This window comes from Kitasatospora sp. NBC_01560, assembly GCF_045208415.1.
GTDB lineage: Bacteria > Actinomycetota > Actinomycetes > Streptomycetales > Streptomycetaceae > Kitasatospora.
In genome coordinates, this window is record NZ_CP109364.1 from 877,889 (window position 1) to 894,972 (window position 17,084).

The 17,084-nt window shown below is 74.5% G+C and carries 14 protein-coding genes; 7 read left to right on the top strand and 7 right to left on the bottom strand.

Features of this window, described 5'->3' with window-relative positions; all coding sequences use genetic code 11:
* Positions 1-224 precede the first annotated feature (224 nt).
* Entirely contained in the window at positions 225-1,694 is a 1,470-nt protein-coding gene (locus OH807_RS03840; RefSeq protein ID WP_406193879.1) for an APC family permease, read from the top strand.
* 139 nt (positions 1,695-1,833) lie between these two features.
* On the opposite strand, the gene OH807_RS03845 is transcribed toward OH807_RS03840, so the two are convergent.
* Entirely contained in the window at positions 1,834-2,304 is a 471-nt protein-coding gene (locus OH807_RS03845; protein ID WP_406193881.1) for an ATP-binding protein, read from the bottom strand.
* 279 nt (positions 2,305-2,583) lie between these two features.
* Between OH807_RS03845 and OH807_RS03850 the strand changes: the two genes are divergently transcribed.
* Positions 2,584-3,426, top strand: a complete 843-nt coding sequence (locus OH807_RS03850) for a helix-turn-helix domain-containing protein (protein WP_406193883.1) — start codon at positions 2,584-2,586, stop codon at positions 3,424-3,426.
* Positions 3,423-3,641, top strand: coding sequence for a DUF397 domain-containing protein (locus OH807_RS03855; RefSeq protein WP_406193885.1), 219 nt, complete (start codon positions 3,423-3,425; stop codon positions 3,639-3,641). The genes OH807_RS03850 and OH807_RS03855 overlap by 4 nt, the downstream gene beginning before the upstream one ends.
* A 92-nt stretch (positions 3,642-3,733) precedes the next feature.
* Here the strand turns inward: OH807_RS03855 and OH807_RS03860 are convergent, their stop codons facing one another.
* The 4 genes from OH807_RS03860 to OH807_RS03875 all read right to left on the bottom strand — a co-directional run bounded on the left by OH807_RS03860 (position 3,734) and on the right by OH807_RS03875 (position 7,815).
* Positions 3,734-4,537: an alpha/beta fold hydrolase gene (locus OH807_RS03860; protein WP_406193886.1), complete on the bottom strand. Its 804-nt coding sequence runs from the start codon at positions 4,535-4,537 to the stop codon at positions 3,734-3,736.
* Positions 4,538-4,627: 90 nt separating this feature from the next.
* Positions 4,628-5,929: an NAD(P)/FAD-dependent oxidoreductase gene (locus OH807_RS03865; RefSeq protein WP_406193888.1), complete on the bottom strand. Its 1,302-nt coding sequence runs from the start codon at positions 5,927-5,929 to the stop codon at positions 4,628-4,630.
* Between the two features lie 153 nt (positions 5,930-6,082).
* A complete protein-coding gene (locus OH807_RS03870) occupies positions 6,083-6,931 on the bottom strand; it encodes a hypothetical protein (protein WP_406193890.1) in 849 nt (282 codons plus the stop codon).
* Positions 6,932-7,053: 122 nt separating this feature from the next.
* Positions 7,054-7,815: an SDR family NAD(P)-dependent oxidoreductase gene (locus OH807_RS03875; RefSeq protein ID WP_406193892.1), complete on the bottom strand. Its 762-nt coding sequence runs from the start codon at positions 7,813-7,815 to the stop codon at positions 7,054-7,056.
* A 240-nt stretch (positions 7,816-8,055) separates the two neighbouring features.
* Here OH807_RS03875 and OH807_RS03880 point away from each other — a divergent pair, with 240 nt between their 5' ends.
* Complete coding sequence (locus tag OH807_RS03880) at positions 8,056-8,631, top strand: TetR/AcrR family transcriptional regulator (protein ID WP_406193894.1); 576 nt, start codon at positions 8,056-8,058, stop codon at positions 8,629-8,631.
* Positions 8,632-9,218: 587 nt separating this feature from the next.
* Positions 9,219-12,341 (top strand): AAA family ATPase, encoded by a 3,123-nt coding sequence (locus OH807_RS03885; RefSeq protein WP_406193896.1) that lies wholly within the window; start codon positions 9,219-9,221, stop codon positions 12,339-12,341.
* 53 nt (positions 12,342-12,394) lie between these two features.
* Here OH807_RS03885 and OH807_RS03890 read toward each other — a convergent pair whose 3' ends face one another.
* Positions 12,395-13,621, bottom strand: a complete 1,227-nt coding sequence (locus OH807_RS03890) for an ROK family transcriptional regulator (RefSeq protein ID WP_406193898.1) — start codon at positions 13,619-13,621, stop codon at positions 12,395-12,397.
* 186 nt (positions 13,622-13,807) lie between these two features.
* Entirely contained in the window at positions 13,808-14,656 is an 849-nt protein-coding gene (locus OH807_RS03895) for an SDR family NAD(P)-dependent oxidoreductase (RefSeq protein ID WP_406193900.1), read from the bottom strand.
* 99 nt (positions 14,657-14,755) lie between these two features.
* On the opposite strand from OH807_RS03895, the gene OH807_RS03900 reads away from it, so the two are divergent.
* Both OH807_RS03900 and OH807_RS03905 read left to right on the top strand, forming a co-directional pair.
* Positions 14,756-15,280: a MarR family winged helix-turn-helix transcriptional regulator gene (locus OH807_RS03900; protein ID WP_406193902.1), complete on the top strand. Its 525-nt coding sequence runs from the start codon at positions 14,756-14,758 to the stop codon at positions 15,278-15,280.
* 135 nt (positions 15,281-15,415) lie between these two features.
* A complete protein-coding gene (locus tag OH807_RS03905; RefSeq protein ID WP_406193904.1) occupies positions 15,416-17,014 on the top strand; it encodes a SpoIIE family protein phosphatase in 1,599 nt (532 codons plus the stop codon).
* Positions 17,015-17,084: the final 70 nt, after the last annotated feature.

Genomic DNA, 17,084 nt, shown 5'->3' on the forward strand with positions numbered 1-17,084 from the left:
GATCATGCCCCCCGAGATGACGCGTGATCATGCCTGCCGGGGTGACTCGTGATCATGTCCACCGGAGCCCGCCCGGACGCCGACCCGCCACCCCGCGCCGGACCGCGGCGCCGCGCAGCACGCCCGGACGACCGGCCGCCGGCCTTGACGAAATAAGTAATGCTCCCTAACTTGAGCCTCCGCCCCACCCACGGCGCTCCACTCCCCCACGCCCGGAGGCCCCGGTGTCATCCCCAGGTCTGTCCCGAAGAATCGGCCTCTTCCAGGCCACCGCCCTCAACATGAGCCAGATGTGCGGCATCGGCCCCTTCGTCACCATCCCGCTCATGGTCGCCGCGTTCGGCGGCCCGCAGGCGGTGATCGGCTGGATCGCCGGCGCCGCCCTCGCCCTCGCCGACGGCCTCGTCTGGGCCGAACTGGGCGCCGCCCTCCCCGGCTCCGGCGGCACCTACGTCTACCTCCGCGAAGCCTTCCGGCACCGCAGCGGCCGGCTGATGCCGTTCCTCTTCGTCTGGACGGCGATGCTCTTCATCCCGCTCATCATGTCCACCGGCGTGGTCGGCTTCGTCCAGTACCTCGGCTACCTCTGGCCCGGCATGACGGGCGGCCAGGGCGATGCCGTCGGCCTGGCGTTCTGCGCCCTCGTCGTCCTGCTGCTCTGGCGCCGGGTCGAGAGCATCGCCAAGCTCACCACCGTCATGTGGGTGGTGATGCTCGCCTCCGTGCTCGCCGTGATCCTCGCCTGCTACACCCACTTCAGCCCGAGCCGCGCCTTCGACTGGCCAGCGCACGCGATCGAGCTGACGCACGGTCAGTTCTGGCTCGGCTTCGCCGCCGGCCTCACCATCGGCATCTACGACTACCTCGGCTACAACACCGCCGCCTACCTCGGCGCCGAGGTCCGGCAGCCGGGGCGTGTCCTGCCGCGCGCCATCGTGCTCTCCATCCTCGGCATCATGGGCATCTACCTGCTGCTCCAGATCGGCGTACTCGGCGCGATGGACTGGCACGCGATGCTCGACCCCGACTCGGTGGCCTCGAAGTCGGTCGCCTCCGCCGTCCTGGAGAGCACCTGGGGCAAGGGCGCCGCCGACGTCGTGACCGTCCTCATCCTGATCACCGCCTTCGCCTCCGTCCTGGCCGGCCTGCTCGGCGGCTCCCGGGTGCCGTACGACGCGGCGCGTGACGGCGTGTTCTTCCGCGCCTTCGGCCGGCTGCACCCCAGGCACGGCTTCCCGGTCCACGGCCTGACGGCGATGGGCGTGCTGACCGCCGCCGGGTTCCTCCTCGGGCGCCACCTCGGCAGCAACGCCGCGCACCCCCCGCTCACCGTCCTGATCAACCTGCTCACCACCGTGATGGTGATCGTCCAGGCGCTCGCCCAGATCGTCGCCGTGACGGTGCTGCGCCGCCGCCGGCCGGACCTGGCCCGCCCCTACCGGATGTGGCTCTACCCGGCACCCGGCATCCTCGCCGCCGTCGGCTGGCTGGTGATCTACGGCTACGCGGACCGCAACGCACCGGGATTCCACCCCATCGAATGGTCACTCGCCTGGGTGGCCGCCGGCTGCGGCGCCTTCCTGCTCTGGGCCCGCGCCGAACACACCTGGCCCTTCGGCCCACGCGAGGCCCCCGGCGAACCCGGCGGACCCGGCGGACCCGAGGCGCACGAGGAGTACGCCACCACCGGCTGACCCTGCCTGACGGGGTGCGGCCCCGGAGCCCACTCCGGGGCCGCACCCCGTCAGGACACACTCCTCCCATGCCTCCGCAACGGCCGGACGTCCGCCGCACGGCAGTAGTTGACGCAGCACCAGGGACGGCAGCGCCGGATCATCGCCCGCCTCGGGGGGCGACAGGCTCCACACCCGAGCAGTCGGCCACGGCGGACGGCGCGACTTCCGCCCACACGATCTTGCCGACTCCCCGACGCGGACAGCACCCCCACCGCAGCGAGAGGGACTTGACCAGGAGAAGGCCGCGGCCTGACTCGTCGTCCGGAGCGCTCCGGCGGAGCAGGGGCCCGCGATCAGCACGTGCATCGTGCACCTCGATCCGCAGACGGGTCGGGCCGACGGCGAGCACCAGCTGAATGCGGCTGCCGCCGGGCGTGCCGTGCACGACGGCGTTGGTCACCAACTCCGAGACGATCAACAGCCCGACGTCAGCGAACTGCTGACCGCCGGGGTAGTCCGCGAGGAGCACTTCGAGCGCCCGCCACCCCTCGGCCGGCGAGCGCCTACTACGCGGCAGCCAGCAGCTTTCGACAGCGTCTTCTGTCGGCTCTACGGGTGTTCCGGGCATGGCGAAACCACCTTTCGCTTACGGGGAGTCAGGCCTCGGCTACGACCGGGCGGCATGAAGCAGCGAGAGGCCGCACAAGCAACGGATATCACCATGCGTCAGCGACTCGTCACGTTCAGCATGGGACTCTGGCGAGCATGATCGCAAGCCATGTCGAGCAAATATGAAAACTTTCATCTCGAACCTCAAGGTGCTGCCCCTGGCCTCGGATTGACAGTGGCGAAGCACCGGTGACGGCAGGCACACTGGTTCACTGACAGCTCTGGAGGGGTTACGCAGATGGCAGTTGCAGTGCCCGCCGTGCGCTACCGACGCATCGCGGCAGAGCTCAGGCGGCTCCGCGAACTCAAGAACCTCTCAGCCGAAGAGGTGGTCGCCCAGGTCGACGGCGTGAACCTCGTGAAGCTGAGCAGGTACGAGAACGCGCGGGTCCAGCTCAAACCCGATGTCGTCCGCGCGCTGCTCGACTTCTACGAGTGCGACGAGGAGTTGAAGGAAGTCCTGGTCGAAATCCTCCGGGACAAGCGCCGCCCGGGCTGGATGGCCGCATACGAGCAGTTGAACCCGCTCTACACCGACCTGATCCGGCTCGAAGAAACGGCCGTCGGCAACAAGTCGTACGAGTCCGCATATATCCCAGGCCTGCTTCAGACTCGGCACTACGCCCACGCCATCATCTCCAGCGGCGTCGTGAAGACCAGCGTCGAAGAGCGTGTCGAGGTCCGGATCAACCGCCAGTCCGTCCTGACCAGGCCCGAGAATCCACTGAAGCTGTGGGCGGTCATCCACGAATCAGCCCTGACCATGAGCGCAGCACCCGGCGTGATGACCGACCAGTTGGACAAGCTGCTGCAGTTCGGCAAGCTACCGAACGTCAAGATCCAGGTCATGCCTGCCATGGCACCTCCACACCCTGGGATGACCGGCCCCTTCGCCCTCCTGGAGTTTCGCCAGCGGGATCTCGACCTCGTCCTTCTCAGCGGAATGCTGAGCAGCGATTGGGTCGAGGATCCGAACCATGTGGACGTCTACCGAGCCGCCTTCGACGAGATCATGGCGACGGCCCTGGACCTCGACCAATCGTTCCACCTCATCGCAGAGAAGAGAGACCAGCTCAAGTGACCCACTTCCCCGTCGCCTCGACCCTCCCCGTGAAGTGGGCGAAGGCCACTGCCAGCAACCCGAACGACAACTGCGTGGAGTACGGCCGACTCGACAGCGCCGTCGTGGTCCGGGACAGCAAGGACGCCGACGGCCCCGCCCTCGCCTTCGACAGCCGCGCCTGGCAGTCCTTCGTGTCCGGCATCCGCGTTGGGGACTTCCCGTCCGGCAACTGACCTGCCGCCGTCCGGCATCCGGCTTCGGTGCCCCCTGGCCGGACTACGGTTCGTAGTCCGGCCAGGGGGCACCGGCCGCGGGTGGGCGGTGCTCAGGTCAGGACACGTGCGGCCGTCTCCCGGATCACGCGGGCGAGTTCGTCGGGGGCGGTGCGGTGGGCGACGTGGCCGTGGCCGGGGAGGGTGAGAACGCGCGCGTCCGGGAGGACGGCGGCCAGGTCGGCCAGCCGCTCGCGCAGGTGCGGCGGGCTCTCGCCGCCCTCCAGCAGTGTGGTCGGCAGGCTCAGCGCGCCGAAGCGGTCGACGCCGATGCCCAGTGCGTCGACGGCCTCCACGTCGGCGAGCTGCGCCAGCACCCTGGCCGCCAACGCGGCCGTGCCGCCCGGCGCCGCGGCCAGGACGTCCACCGTGTCCGCCGGTATCCGTACGATGTCGCGCAGTTGGATGCGCACCGCCTCGGCCGGGTCCCCCGCGGCGAGGGCGGCCCGGACCCGTCGCGTCGCCTCGCCGCCGACCAGTGATCTGGTGGGCAGCGGCGGCTCGTAGAGGAACAGCCCGGCGAACGCAGCCGGTTCGAGCAACGCGGCCTCCAGCGCCGCGACGGCGCCCGACGAGTGCCCCACCAGGAGCACCGGACGGCCGAGCGCCCGGGCCACGGCGAGGACGTCCGCGGCCTCGACCGCCACCGAGTGCGTCGGCGCGACGACGGCGCCGGGGACGTAGATCCGGCGGTTCAGCCGGACGACGCGGAAGTCGGCGGTCAGCGACCGCACCACTCCACCCCAGGCGGTGGCCCGTTCCCCGCCGCCGTGCACGAGCAGCAGGGCCGGGCCGCGGCCGTCGTCGAGAGCGGTGACGGGTGTGCCGTCGGCCGATGTCGCACGGAGCTCAGTCATACGGGCGAGCATGCACCAGGCCGATCCACCCGGTCACCCCTGCCCCGGCCGCCCGGGGCCTGCGTCCGGGGACCGGGGGCCGGGGGCCGGTCACGATCCCGTACGTGACCGGTGAACGGAGGGCGCAACCGCCCGGCGGTGCCTGAGGTTGACGGCCGAAGCCCTGGCCACCGCCAGCGGGTTGAGGAAGTGCAGCGGACCGATCAGCCGGGATGCGAACCGGTACATGTGCCGTGCCGCCCGCTCGTCGCGGGCCGCCGCGGAGAACATCAGCCGCTCCAGGGGATTGAACGGACGCGCCGTGGCGAAGTCCGCGGCCAGGTACTGGTGCCCGCGCAGCTTGCGTCCGTGCGTGCGGGCGTACCGCGCGAGCGCCCGGTCGAGGTCGCCCCGACCCGTCGCGGCCGGGGCGACCGCCCGTGCCAGCCACTGCGCGGACTGCAGGGCCCACCCGCACCCCACTCCCCACAGGGGGTCGCCGGTCAGGGCGGCGTCGCCGACGAGCGCGACGCCCGGTGCGCTCGGCCTGCGGGTGTGGAGCGGGTAGTCGACCGTGCCGATGATCTTCGTGATCCGCTCGGCGGACTCGATGGGCGGCGCCTCGGGCAGGGACCGGACGAAGGAGAGGAAGCTGCCCTCCAGGTCCTCCCGGAAGGCCGGCAGCCGCTTCTTGTCCGGGAGCACCGCGACGACCGTCACCCCGTCGTCGTTCGGGAACGCGTACGCCATGTCCGGCTCCAGGAACCAGGTGTGGGCGATCCCGTCACGCAGCGGGAGGCCGCGGAAGTGCGCGAGATAGCCGAACCGCGCGTTCTCGTGCACGCGGGCGGGTATCCGGGCGAGCTTCGCGACGGCCGAGTCCTTGCCGTCGGCGCCGACCACGAGCCGCGCCCTGATCTCGCGCTCGCGCTCACGCTCGCCCTCGCCCGCTGCCGTCGACGCGCGAACTCCCACGGTGCGCCCGGCGTCCTGGAGCAGCCCGGTCACCCGGTGGCCGAGGAGCAGGTCGACACCAGGGGTCCGCGCCGCAAGGGAGCGGATCATCGGGTCGAGGGTGCTGCGCCGGACGTTGTACCCGTACGGCAGCTCGGGGCCCGCCGGTGCGGCCCGCGGCTCGATCCACCCCCAGCGGGTGTACCAACGGGCGTGGTTGCGGACGGCTCCCGCCTCCTCCAGGGCGGGCACCAGGCCGAGTTCGTCCAGCACCGGGTAGGCGCCGGCCGTGAGGGAGTGGGTGCAGAGCACCTTGTACGCCGCGAGGTCCGAACGGCGTTCCAGCAGTGCGACGCGGACCCCGCGGCGGGCGAGCAGGATCGCCGCGGCGCTGCCGGCGAGGCCGGCTCCGCTGATGACGACGTCGTAGTCGGCTCCCGTGCTCTCAGGCTCGGTCATGCGCTGATGCCCCCTTCGCGATGCGATGCCGTTCGTGGGAGTGGTACAGGACCAGTGCTGTCAGGAACATGAGCAGCTGTCAAGGATCCTCGGATCGAATCGGGCGGACCGAATCGGACCAGGCCGACGGGCCTACCAGGCGGACCGGGCGGGTCAGGCGAGCGGGTGGCGGGCCAGGTGGGTCAGCCCGTGGTTGAGGCCCGCCCGCACCCCCGGCTCCAGGTGCCGGGCCCACGGTGGATCGCTCTCGCCCCGCAGGTGGGCGCAGCAGGCGAGCGCGTAGGCGAACTGACTGGCCGCCAGATAGCCGAGGTGGTGCACGCTGTCGTCGTGGGCAGCGCCGTTGAGCATCCGGCTGGTGAGTTCGCCGGCGGGCAGGACGGTGAAACCCCGCCGGGCAGGACGGAAGCGGTTGGCGGCGTTGGCGGTGAACACCCCCATGCCGAGGAAGACCGTCACCAGGTCGGTCAGCTTCTCGTGGCGGGCGTCGGTGGGCCGGGCCCGCCCTTCTCCGAGCAGCCGTACGTGGCCGAGTTCGTGGGCGATGACGGCCGCGAACACGCTCGGCTGCGCCACCTCACGGGTGTCGAGGTCGATGACGTCCCGCCCGTCGATCCGTTGATAGCGGCCGACCGTCCGTTTCCTCCCGCTGTCGCGGACCGGTTCGTCCGGAGCCGTCTCGCCGTTCCCGAAGAGCCGGACGTCGAGCGCGGCGGCGTCCACGTCCATGACGGCGCAGACCCGCCGGACCAGGTCCTCGACGGCCGTCCGGCCGGCGGCGCTCAGGGCCGGCGGGAAGAAGCCGGCCGTCGGCAGCGCGACCGGGCGGTGGACGGCCGCCGGACCGAACTGGGCGGTGCACCACCGCAGATCGTCTTCGATCCGGTCCCGGTCCTCGGGCGTCGGCACGCCCTGGCCGTCCTCCACCGGGCGGGCCCAGGGCTTGACCCCGGTCAGCTCCGCCTCGCCGGGCCGTTTCGCCCTCCCGCGCCCCCACCCCATGCCCCATCGCCCCCGTAGATCCCCCACAGAATCCCCCGTAGATCCTCCGCTCGATCATCCTGGCCGCCCGGGCGCGGCGGCAAGGGCCATGCTGGGCAGAGCTGGTGGCCCGGCAGGGCGGCTCAGACCTGTGCCATGCCGCCGTCCGCGAAGAGTTCGACACCGGTGACGAAGCTGGAGGCGTCACTGGAGAGGAAGACCGCGGCCCGGCCCATCTCCCGCGGGTCGGCGATCCGGCCGGTCGGGTTGCCCTCCCCCATGGTCCTGACGGCGGCGTCCACCTGGTCGGCCCCCTGCGCCATCGCGAGGGCGCTGCGCAGCGAGTCGGTGTCGACCGCGCCGGGGCTGAGGATGTTCATCCGCACGCCCGATCCCTTGATGTCCTGGATCCAGGCCCGGACGAAGGCCCGCACCGCGGCCTTCGACCCGCCGTAGAGGCTCATCCCGCGCGGTGGCCGGATGGAGGCCGTGGAGCCGATGACGACGACGGTGCCGCCGGGCGGCAGGAGCGCGAGGGCGGGCTGGACGGTGAACAGAACGCCCTTGCCATTGACGTCGAAGGTGCGGTCGAACTGCTCCTCGGTGATCGCGTCGAGCGGCGCGTGCGCGCCGATCCCGGCGTTGGCCACGACGGCGTCGAGGCGTCCGTACCGCTCCTCGACCTGCCGGTAGACGGCCTGCATGTCGGCGAGCCTGGTGACGTCGGCGACGATGCCCGTACAGGTCGGCCCGACGGCTGCCGCTGCCGCGTCGAGCGCCTGCTGTTCCAGGTCGGTGATGACGACGCTGGCGCCGGCGGCGGCGAATTCGTGGGCGATGCCGAGGCCGACCCCGGACGCGCCACCGGTGATGACGGCGACTTTTCCTTCGAGCGAGAGGCTCATCTTCTTCTCCTGTGGGTGAGCGGGCGCCGCGCACGGCGACCGAAGCGACCGCGGCACCGGCGCGCCGCGTACCGGTCCGCATATCGGGCGGACCGTCGGGGGGCCGGGCAGCACGGCGCGGCCCGGCGGGTACCGGGCGGGCGGGCATGACCTAGAGTGGAAGCGGAGGCGTCCCCGCTTCTTCCTCCAGCCTAAGTGGAGGCACCTCCACTTAGCAACCGGACGGACAGGAGACCACCGATGGCCGCAGAGACCGGGCGCCCACTGCGGGCCGACGCCCAGCGCAACCGGGACAAGATCCTCGCCGCCGCGGTGCGGATCTTCGCCGAGGACGGGCTGGACGCCCATCTCGAACGCATCGCCAAGGAGGCCGGCGTCGGCTCCGGCACGCTCTACCGCAACTTCCCCACCCGGGAGGCCCTCATCGAGGCCGCCTACCGCAACGAGCTCGGCCGGCTCTGCGACTCCGCCCCCGAACTGCTCGCCGCCCTGCCCCCGCGCGAGGCGCTGCGCGCCTGGATGGGCCGGTTCATCGACTACGCGACGGCCAAGCTCGGCATGGCCGACGCACTCCGCTCCCTCGTCGAAGCCGGTGTCAACCCCTACGCGCAGAGCCACGAGCTGATGCTGGCCGCCCTGACCTCACTGCTCGCGGCCGGCGTCGAGGCCGGCACCGTCCGCGCGGACATCGGCGCCACCGACATGTTCGCCGCCCTCACCGGCATCGCCCTCGCCTCGGGCCGGCCGGACCAGCGCGAGCAGGCCGAACGGCTCCTCGACCTCACCCTCGACGGCCTGCGCACCGACCGGCCCTGACCAGCAGCCCTGACCGACGATCGCCGCCCGGGGCGTCGCAGGTCGGCTCGGACCAGGAGCGGGGCCGGGACCGGCGGCGCCCGGTACGTCGGCGGGCTCGGACCACTCCTCGCGGAGCATGCCGAGGAGGACGCGGTCGTAGGAGCGGCCGGCCACGCGGACGGACCTGCGGCGGCGCCCTCCTCCACGAAGCCGGGCCGGGTGAACGCCCGGACAACCCGTTCGTTCCCGCTCCAAGTGTCCAGCTTCAGCCGCCGAAGGTCGAAGGCGCCGAAGAGGTGGTCCACCAGGAGCCGCAGCACCCCGGAGCCGTGGCCGCACCCCCAGTACTGCGCCCGGGACGGCCGTCGCCACCGCGCGGGCCGGCGCCTGCAACGCCACATCCACCTCACATGCCCCTCACCCGTGCCCTCCCGTCCGCCCGCTCCCGTCGGCCCCACCGGAGGTGTCCAGAAGGTGTTCAAACTCCTTATTTCCCAATGAGGTTGATGTATCGTCAGAGTTTTCTGGATGGAACGGCCGGGGGGGCGGAGCCGCGGGTGCGCGGCCGACCGTCCATGCCGACGACACGGACTTCGAGGGGCTGGATGAACACGGTGGACTGGTCCTGGCTCGCCCGGGAGCGCGAGGGCGTGCTGTGTCACGGGCGGACGGCCGGACGGCCCTACGCGGTACGGCTGCCCGCCGTCGTCGCGGCGGCCGCCGGTGGGCCGCCCGCCGACCGCGGCGGGCTCGCCGGCCGGGAGGCCGACCTCGCCGCGCTGCGCACCGCGCTCACCGGTGCCGGCGATCCGTGCGCGGTGATCACCGGCCCGCCGGGCGTCGGCAAGAGCGCGCTGGCCCGCGCGCTCGGCCACGCGCTGCACGCCGACGGCCACTTCCCCGGCGGGCTGCTCACCGTCGAGCTGCACGGCTCCGACCATGCCCGCCGCCTCCCGCCCGCCCGCGTCCTGGACCAGCTGCTGCGCACCCTGGGCCTGCCGACCGCGCACCTGCCGACCGACGTGGCGGGCCGGGCCGGCGCGCTGCGCCGCGCGCTGGCCGCCTACGCCGCCCAGGGCCGCCGGGTGCTGCTGCTCCTCGACGACGCGGCCGCCGACGACGACCTCACCTCGCTGATGCCCACTCCGGGCACCGCCGGTGTCCTGGTGACGGCGAGACGGGCCGTGCCGGATACCGCGGACGGCACCGTCCAGGCGCTCGCGCCGCTCGGCACGACGGCCGCAACCGAGCTGCTGCGGCGCGAGTTGACCGCCCGGGGCGCCCAGGTGCCGCCGGACGCCGTGCACGGGCTGGACCTGCGCCGGCTCGCGAAGGCCTGCGGCGGCCTGCCGGCGGCACTGCTGCTGGCCGCCGCGGCCATGGCCCGGGCCGGCCGGACGGCGGCCGACACCACCCGGGAGATCGAGCGACACCGGCCGCAGCGACACCTCGACGCACCGCTCGCCGTCCTGACGGCCGTCCACCGCCTCGCGCTGGACGGCCTCGGGGCCGGTCCCGTCCGTCTGCTGCGGCTGCTCGCCCTCGCCCCGGGGCCGGACTTCTCCACCGCCACGGCCCGGCATCTGGCCGGTGACGGCGGCCGGACGGTCGAGGCCGACCTCGCGGTGCTGGTCACAGCGGGTCTGGTCGAGCGGGCCGGCACCCGCTGGCGGGCGACGCTGCAGGGCGACGACGACCTCGCGCTGAGCGTGCCGCTCGGCACGGCGCCGGCCGGCGGCGCGGCCGCCGAGGCCCGGGAGGCGCGGGCGCGGCTGGTGGTCGCCCACACCGAGCTGGCCCGCGCCGCCGGCCGCCTGCTGAGCCCGCTGCGCGGTGGTGGCGGCGATCCGCGCGCCTTCGCCGACCGCGCCGCCGCGCTCGCCTGGCTGGACGAGGAGCACGCCGCCAACGCGGGGCTGCTGCGCCGGGCGGCGGCCACCGGCGGGCCGGCCCCGGTGATCGACCTCGCCCTGGCCCTCGACCCGTACCTGGAGCACGGGCTGCGCCACGACGAACTCGCCGACGCCGCCACCCTCGCCCGCGACGTGGCCGCCGAACACGGCGACGAGGCAGCCCGGTTGACGGCACTGGTCAGGCTGGGCCGGCTGCGTTGTCGGGAGGGTCGCCACGAGGACGCCCTGATGGCGCTGCGCGAGGCCGCGGAGGGAGCCCGGCGGATCCGGCACTTGCACGTGGCCGCCGCGGCCCTGGCCGGCCTGGCGGAGACCTGGCGGGCGGTCGGCCAGTGGGACGCGGCGACGCGCGAGGGTCGGCGCGCGGCCGCGATCGCCCGCCAGGCCGGCAGCCCCGAGATCGAGTACCGCGGGAGCCTGCACGCCGGGATCGCACTGGCCGAGAAGGGGCGGGGCAAGGCCGCCGCGAAGGATCTCAGCCGGTCCATCAGGGTGGCCGAGGCCGCCGGCGACCACGGCTGCGCGGGTGTCGCCCACCTGCAGCTCGGCCTGGTCGGGATCGACCTGCTGGGCCGGGGCCTGGCCGGCGCCGCCCTGTTCGGGATCGCCTTCCACGCCTTCCGCGAGGCGGGGGACGAGTGGCGGCACCACGTCGCAATGGGGCTGGCCGGCCGGATCGGCGACGACGCCGGCCAGAAGTTCCTCTCCGACGCCGCCGGGGGGTTGCTCGCCCTGGGGGACGAGCACGGCGCCCACCTGGTGCTGGAGGAGGCGGCCGACGCCCTGCACGACCTGAAGCAGCACGAGTCGGCCGCGACGGTCTGCCGAGCCGTCGCCGACTTCCGCGCCCGGACCGGCGATCCGGCCGGGCAGGCCCGCGCACTGACCTCCCTCGCCACCGCGCTCGCTGCCCTCGGGCGCCACGAGGCGGCCGTCGGGACGGTCACCGAGGCCGTCGAACTGGCCCGGGGGGCCGGGCAACCGGCCGTCCTCACGGCCTCGTTGGCCGCACTGGGCCGCGCGCTGCACGACGCCGGACGGACGCCGGAGGCGGTCGGCCCGTTGAACGAGGCGGTGGCCGTGGCCGCCGCGGGCGACGATCCGCTGGCCGAGGTGTGGGCGGCCGCCCTGCTCGGCACGGTGCTGGCGGCCTCGCACCGCACCGAGGAGGCCTCGGCCGCCTTCCGGCGGTCGCGGGCGGCCGTGCGCCGCAGCAGTGAGCCGGTCGCCCGGACGGCCGTGCACCCGGCCCGGGCGGAGCGCGCCGGCCTGCCGACGGTCACCGTGCTGGAGGCCACCGTCGGGCCGGGCGCCGTCCTGCCGGGCGCCGCGGCCCGCGGGCCCGCGTTGGACGGCACCGCGTTGGACGGCACCGGGGCGGACGGGCCCGCTGTCCGGAGCAAGGGCTCCGCGATGCTGGACAAGAGCCGCCACCACCGGGCCGCGGCCGCCGCCTACGCCGAGGCCGGCGCGCTGATGGCTGTCGCCGCCGTGGCGGCCTTCGATCTCGGCGGGCCGTGGGCGACCGCCACGGCGGCCGCCGCGGGGGTGAGCGCCGTGATCGCACTCGTGGCGGGGGTGTCGTTCCGCCACGCCTCGGGTGCGGACGTGGCCTTCCCGGCGCAGGTGGTGCTGCAGGTCGGCTGGACGCTGCTGGCCCTGCCCGTGCTGCTGCTCCACGTGATGTCGCTGACCCGGGGTGAACTCCCGCTCACCGGGGCCGTCCCGAGCGGCGCCGCCTTCCTCTGCTACCTGGCGCTGTCCTCCCTGACCCGCCGCGCCGGGCGCCGGGGCCGGGAGGCCCTGGGCGTCTGACGCCCAGCGTCGGCCCTCGGACCCCCGAGCACCGGGGCCCGAGGCCCGCCGCATCAGAGCGAAGTGCCGTGGTCCGCCAGGGCGCTGCGGCGTTCGAACACCTCGGGGCGGGCGTTCTCCAGTGCCGTGGCGACGGCGCCGAGCAGGACGACCTCCTCGCCGAGCTCACTCCGGGCGAGCCGCGGGCGCAGCGGGGTGAGCCGGTGCAGAGCCCGCTCCAGCGGCTCCAGCAGGAGGTCGGCGCTGTTGCCGAGGCCGCCACCGAGGACGAGGAGGTCGGGGTCGAGGACGGCGGAGAGCACCGCGACGGCGTAGGCGAGCTGTTCGGCCTCGCGGCGGACGGCCTCGGCGGCGAGCGGGTCGCCCGTCCGGGCCGCGTCGAAGACCTGCTTGGCCGTCAGCGGGCCCCGCATGCCGAGCTCCGTCGCCGTCGCGACCACCGCGTCCGCCGCGGCGGCCTGCTCGATGGTGCCGCCGGGGGCGCCGTCGGGGCGGGCGGGCAGCGGGACGAGGCCGACCTCGCCGGCCGCACCGTGGGCGCCGGAGAGGAGTTCGCCGTCCTTCACGACGCCGACGCCGAGGCCGGTCCCGACGAGCAGGTAGGCGAACATCCGGCTGCCGCGGCCTGCGCCGAGGGTGTACTCGCCGAGGGCGGCGAGGTTGGCGTCGTTGCCGACGGTGATGGTCGTCCCCAGGCCCTCCGCGATCCGGTCGAAGAGCCCGGGCCGGCCCCAGCCGGGCAGGCTGGTGGCGTAGCGGACGCCGCGGCGCTCCTCGTCCCAGACGCCCGGTGTGCCGATCACCGCGTGCACGATGTCGGCGGCCGTCAGCCCGGCCTCGGCGGTGGCCTCCCGGGCCGCGGCGACCACGGCGTCGGCCACCGCGTTGGCGGTGCGGCCCTTGTTCGGGATGTCGCGGCGGGCCACGATCAGCCCGGCGAGGTCCGCCACGGCGACCCGGAGCCGGGCCCGGCCGATGTCCACGCCGAGCACGTACCCGGCGGTCGGGTCGAGCTCGTACAGCACCGCCGTCCGGCCGCGCTCGGGCACGAAGCGGCCGGCCTCGCGGGCCAGTCCGGCCTGTTCCAGCGCGGCCAGGGCGGCCGAGACGGTGGGCTTGGAGAGGCCGGTGTCCCGGGCCAGCTGGGCGCGCGAGGAGGCACCACCGGTGCGCAGCAGTTCGAGCAGCAGCCACTCGTTGTTGCTGCGCAGCCGCTGCCGGTTCCACGTCTGCGCCGGCGGCCCGCCCGGCGGAACGGTGGTCGGCAGGTGGCGGCTCATCGGGTCCTCCGGTCTCGCGGGTGCTCGGGTGCCGCGGGCGGCGCCCTGAGCTGGGCCTCCACAGTATGACCGCTCGTCAACCCACCGTTCGGGGGAAGTGCCGGCCGGTGCCACTCAGCCCACCGGCACCGCTCGGGCGACCGGTGCCTCCCGGCCGGCGGGTGCCGCTCGGGAGGCCGGTGCCGCTCAGGCGACCCAGGTCCCGGTGAGGGACTGCACGGCGGAGCCGTCGAGGTCGGCGAGCTTGGGCGCGACGAAGGCGCGGGCCCGGTCGGAGGTCTGGGCGCGGAACGGCGGGTGTTCGGCGGTGAGGACGTCGATGACCGTACCGGCGGCCTCGGCGGAGGTCTGGGCCGCGGCGAAGGCCGTCCGGGTACGGGCGGCGTAGGCCTCCAGCGCGGGCGCGTACGGCCCGGCGGCGGTGAGCAGGGCGGGCAGGTCGATCCCCTGGCTGGCGACGAACTCGCTGGCGACGGCGCCCGGTTCGACCACCGAGACGTGCACGCCGACGGTGGCGGCGACCGGCGCGAGCGACTCCATGAAGCCCTCGACGGCGAACTTGGCGGCACAGTACGCCTCGTTGAAGGGCTGGCCGACGATGCCGCCGACGCTCGTGACGGTGATCACCCGGCCGCCGCTCGCCCGCAGGTGCGGCAGCGCGGCCCGGGTGACGTCGACGACGCCGAAGAAGTTGACCTCCATGGTGGCGCGGACCGGGTCCAGCCCGTCCTGTTCGACGGTGCCGACGTAGCCGGCACCGGCGTTGTTGACCACCGCGTCGAGCCGGCCGTGCCGGGCGAGCAGGCCGTCCAGGCACTCCTGGACGGAGGCCGGGTCGGTGACGTCGAGCCGGGCGATCTCCACGTGGTCGGCGACGCCGGCCTCGGCGGCGGCCGCGCGCAGCGCGTCGGAGCGGCCGGGGTCGCGCATGGTGGCGACGACGTGGAAGCCCGCGGCGGCGGCGGCCACCGCGGCGGCGAGGCCGATGCCGGAGGAGGTGCCGGTGATCAGGACGGTGCGGCGGGTGGTGGTCATGGGGGGCTCCTGACTGCGGGGGCAGCTTGGCAGTTGTGTGCGTGCACACACACCATAGGCGATGTGTGCGCGCACACGCAAACAGGTAGAGTGCCGGGCATGGCGCGCACCGACCTCACCCTGGGAGACCTCACCACCCGCGACCACGCCTTCTACGGCCTGGTGTGGGCCGGCACCACCCTGAGCACCCGGGTCGACCAGGCCCTCACCAAGGCCCACGACCTGCCGCTCTCCTGGTTCGAGGTGATGCTCTGGCTGCACGGGCAGGACGAACCGGTCGCCGCCTCCGACCTCGGCGCCAAGACCCTGCTCAGCCGCAGCCAGGTGTCCCGGGTCGCCGACTCGCTCCAGGCCCGCGGCCTGATCGAGCGCGCCCCCTCCCCCACCGACGCCCGCTCGGTCCGGATCGCGCTCACCGCGGAGGGCCGCCGGCTCTTCGCCGCGGCCGACGCCACCCGGCGCGCCGCCCTCGCCGAACCCTTCGACGACCGGCTCGACGACGCGGACATCGCCGCCCTCGAAGCCGTCTGGGCAAAGCTCAAGCAGCCGCCCCGCACCGCCACACCCGAAGCCCGCACCGCCGCACCCGAAGCCCGGACCACCGCACCCGAAGCCCGCGCCTGAGCCCGAGTCCGGGCCGGAGCACGGGCCCGGCCCTGCGTCCGACCCCGGGCCGAACCGATTACCGCACCACCGGCGGCGAGTCAAGGTTTCGCCGGTCCGTGGGCGTGCCGCGCCCCGGGGCGTGATCATGGACCTATGCGGTCAGGGCACGGCAACGGAGGAGGGGGCGCCACCCCCGCGGACCCGGGCGACCGGCGACGCGCGGCGGCAGCGACCGAACCACCCGCCGCGGACAGTGCCGTCACGCCGGGCGACGGGACGGCCTCGCTCCGCGACGCCCCGGCGGGAGAGCCCGGAGAGCCCGGAGCGGCCGGAGAGCCCGGAGCGGCCGAGCCCGGTCCGGCAGCAGAACCCGGCACGGCGGAACCCGGAACGGCCGCACCCGGCACGGCGGAACCCGCCACCGAGGAGGAGCTGCGCCGCGAGCTGGCGCAGGCCCGGACCAGGCTGGCACTGCTCGACGCGGCCGCCGAACGGATCGGCACCACCCTCGACGTCGACACCACCTGCGGCGAGCTGGCCGCGTTCGCCGTCCCCCGGCTCGCCGACGTGGCGACCGTCGACGTCCTGCCGCCCGACGCCACCGTCCGCCCCGGCCGCACCGGCACCCCCCGGCTGCACCGCGCCGCCGTCAGCTGCGCCGAGGGGCTGCACGACGTGGTGGCGGGCCGGGCCGGGCCGGGCGAGTCCGTGCGGCACCCGGAGGGCTCGGCCGCCGCCCGCGCCCTGGCCGGCGGCATCGCCGTCCGCACCGACCGGCCCACCGACGAGGGGAACGCCGAGGCCGACGCCACTGCCGCCGGCCCGGCGTCCCTGCTGGTGCTGCCGCTCGTCGCCCGCGGCGAGCCGGTCGGCGTCCTGACCCTGACGCGGTTGCCCTCCCGGGCGCCGTTCACCGCCGAGGACACCACCCTGATCGGCGGCCTGGCCGCCCGCGCCGCCCTCGGCATCGACAACGCCCGCCGCTACACCCGCTCCCAGGGCATCGCCCTGGAACTCCAGCGCGCACTGCTCAGTGAGCCGGGCAGCCCGCACCAGAACCTCGACCTCGCCGCCCGCTACCTGCCGTCGGGCACCAGCTCGGTCGTCGGCGGCGACTGGTACGAGACGGTGCGGCTGCCGTTCGGGCGGACCCTGCTGGTGATGGGCGACGTGATGGGGCACGGTGTCGAGGCAGCCGTCGACATGAGCACCTACCGCTCCACCCTGCGCGACGTCGCGGGCATGGACCTGCCGCCGCACCGCATCCTGCGCCAGCTCGACACCGTCATCGCCGCCAACGAGTCCGCCCGCCCGGCGACCTGCCTGCTCGCCCTGGCCGATCCCGGCCGCGGCCGCTGGACCCTCTCCAGCGCCGGCCACCTGCCGCCCGCACTGATCGGCCCCGGCCTGCCCACCGAACTGCTCGCCGTCCCCACCGGCCCGCCGCTCGGCACCGGTCTCGGCGGCTACGAGCAGACCACCCGCGACCTGCGGCCCGACGAGACCCTCCTGCTCTACACCGACGGGCTGGTCGAGCGGCGCGGCGAGGACATCGACGACTCGCTCGCCCGGCTCGCCGCGTTGCGGCTGCCCACCACCGGCGAACTGGACGATCTGCTGGACGCGGTGCTGCACTCCCTCGCCCCGACCGGGCCGACCGCCCCGCCGGCCGAGGACGACATCGCGGTGCTGGCCGCCCGTCCACGGCCCCGCCCACCGGGTGCGCCGCCCGGCGCGGGCCTGCTCCGCTGAGCGGGCGGCCGGTCGCCGCCCCCACCCCGCGCCGGACGGCCGTCGACCGCCGCCTATTCTGGGACGGGCC

Bases quoted from the DNA above. Each gene is read 5' to 3' on its own strand.
- OH807_RS03845 (WP_406193881.1), bottom strand. From the start codon at position 2,304: ATGCCCGGAACACCCGTAGAGCCGACAGAAGACGCTGTCGAAAGCTGC.
- OH807_RS03850 (WP_406193883.1), top strand. From the start codon at position 2,584: ATGGCAGTTGCAGTGCCCGCCGTGCGCTACCGACGCATCGCGGCAGAG.
- OH807_RS03860 (WP_406193886.1), bottom strand. From the start codon at position 4,537: ATGACTGAGCTCCGTGCGACATCGGCCGACGGCACACCCGTCACCGCT.
- OH807_RS03865 (WP_406193888.1), bottom strand. From the start codon at position 5,929: ATGACCGAGCCTGAGAGCACGGGAGCCGACTACGACGTCGTCATCAGC.
- OH807_RS03870 (WP_406193890.1), bottom strand. From the start codon at position 6,931: ATGGGGTGGGGGCGCGGGAGGGCGAAACGGCCCGGCGAGGCGGAGCTG.
- OH807_RS03875 (WP_406193892.1), bottom strand. From the start codon at position 7,815: ATGAGCCTCTCGCTCGAAGGAAAAGTCGCCGTCATCACCGGTGGCGCG.
- OH807_RS03880 (WP_406193894.1), top strand. From the start codon at position 8,056: ATGGCCGCAGAGACCGGGCGCCCACTGCGGGCCGACGCCCAGCGCAAC.
- OH807_RS03885 (WP_406193896.1), top strand. From the start codon at position 9,219: ATGAACACGGTGGACTGGTCCTGGCTCGCCCGGGAGCGCGAGGGCGTG.
- OH807_RS03890 (WP_406193898.1), bottom strand. From the start codon at position 13,621: ATGAGCCGCCACCTGCCGACCACCGTTCCGCCGGGCGGGCCGCCGGCG.
- OH807_RS03895 (WP_406193900.1), bottom strand. From the start codon at position 14,656: ATGACCACCACCCGCCGCACCGTCCTGATCACCGGCACCTCCTCCGGC.
- OH807_RS03900 (WP_406193902.1), top strand. From the start codon at position 14,756: ATGGCGCGCACCGACCTCACCCTGGGAGACCTCACCACCCGCGACCAC.
- OH807_RS03905 (WP_406193904.1), top strand. From the start codon at position 15,416: ATGCGGTCAGGGCACGGCAACGGAGGAGGGGGCGCCACCCCCGCGGAC.